The sequence below is a fragment of the Bradyrhizobium sp. HKCCYLRH2015 genome (assembly GCF_051168215.1).
Classification (GTDB): domain Bacteria; phylum Pseudomonadota; class Alphaproteobacteria; order Rhizobiales; family Xanthobacteraceae; genus Bradyrhizobium.
This window is the reverse complement of the sequence record NZ_JBNPUO010000027.1, coordinates 1-1,597: the sequence shown is the minus strand read 5'-3', so window position 1 is coordinate 1,597 and position 1,597 is coordinate 1. Positions and strand designations below refer to the sequence as shown.

1 protein-coding gene is annotated in these 1,597 nt (G+C 61.2%); it reads right to left on the bottom strand.

The window, feature by feature from the left end:
- Positions 1–408 precede the first annotated feature (408 nt).
- Positions 409–1,494, bottom strand: a complete 1,086-nt coding sequence (locus ACQR1H_RS33210; RefSeq protein ID WP_434908802.1) for an IS110 family transposase — start codon at positions 1,492–1,494, stop codon at positions 409–411.
- Positions 1,495–1,597 lie beyond the last annotated feature (103 nt).

Here is a 1,597-nt window from a genome sequence, read left to right as displayed (position 1 = left end):
TCAACCGGCGAGCCGCTTTTATCTTGCCGGGAGTAATCGGGCGCTTCTCCGCGTTCTGCTCCGACATGATCGTCTCCTCTGCTTGATATTATACGGCTGCACACGAGCGGTCGACAACGTGGCATTGGTCCGGCTTTCGTCATGATCTCGGGGTGATGACATCTGGTGGTCCATCCAGGAGTTCGTGCTCAGCCCCGCTAGCCATGCGGGCGCACATGTCGTCGTCAGGATCGCGGGGCAACACAGACACAGTAGCGCGCTCGACGTCTCAATCGAGCTGTCGTCGCCGGCAAGATAACGTGCTCTCCGCATCCGCTTCGATCCACCAAACGCCTCTCCGCCGACCGGCGGAAGCTCAGCCAATCTTCTGTCGTCGCACTGTCTGTCAGACGGCGCTCGCCAGAGCTCTCACATAGCGGCGGCGAGCGCCGTCGGGTTGCTAAAACTCGGTTCGGCTGCACTTTCATCTTCGGCTGCGAACCGGAACACAGATCCATCGATCCACATGCGATGCATGACCACCGCCAGCTTACGCGCGACGGCCACCACCGCGCGTTTGTGGCCACGTTTGGCTGCGATCCGAACACCCCAGGCCTTGATGCCGCACCATTTCTTGGAGCGCACCAGCATCGCGCTCGCAGCCTCGTAGAGCACGGTACGAACCTCCCCATCCCCGCACTTCGAGATGTGCCCTTCGATGTCGATCGATGTGCCCGTCTGTATGCGGCGGGAGGTCAGCCCAAAATGCGCCCCCACGGTCTTGGACTTGCTGAACCGGTGCGGATCGTCGATCGCTGCCTTGAAGGTCAAAGCAGTCACGGGACCAACGCCTGGAATGGCGCAGAAGCGCCTGCAGAGCTCGTCCCGGCCGACCATTTGAACCAGCAAGTCGTGCAGCCTCTTGTACTCGGCCCATAGTGCTTCCCAGGCCCGCAACATGCATTCCGTTATGCCCCCAATCAGACTGTCATGAGCCACCAGGTCTCGCACCCGCGCTGTAAACGAGGCCCGCTGAACCCGCGGTCCAACCAACAGACCGAACACCTTCAGCGACTGTCTGATCTCGTTTTCGATGTCGAGCAGCTTGCGCTTGAGCGTCCGGCGGTGAGCGAGGAGCAGCCGTAGTTTATGGCTCTCCGGGCTCTTGACGTGGACCGGCCGATACCATCCCGCCCTCACCAGATGCGCCAGACCGCGCGCGTCATTCTTGTCGGTCTTGTTGCGCTGGGCCTGCAGGGCAGCCGCTGCCTGCCGTGCTTCCAACAGCACCATGGGAAGGCCCAGGGACACGAGCTCACGGTGCAGCCAAGGTGCTACACTGCCTGCTTCATGACCGACCTTGTCGAGCCGCGGCAGATACGGCGCAAGCGCTTCAAAGATGATCGCCGGATCTGTCAAAACGCTGGATTCGAACACGATGGTGCCGTCGCGGCTGTTCATCACGCAGATCGCGGTCTTGGTGCTCGAGGTGTCGAGTGCTGCTGAGAGTTTCATCGGCGGACGTCCTCTTCGGCGAATCAATGTTGATTCACCGCAATGCTGCGCCTTTGCCGCCAACACTGTCTCGTCTTGCGCGCGCCCGATTACGCCGACACTT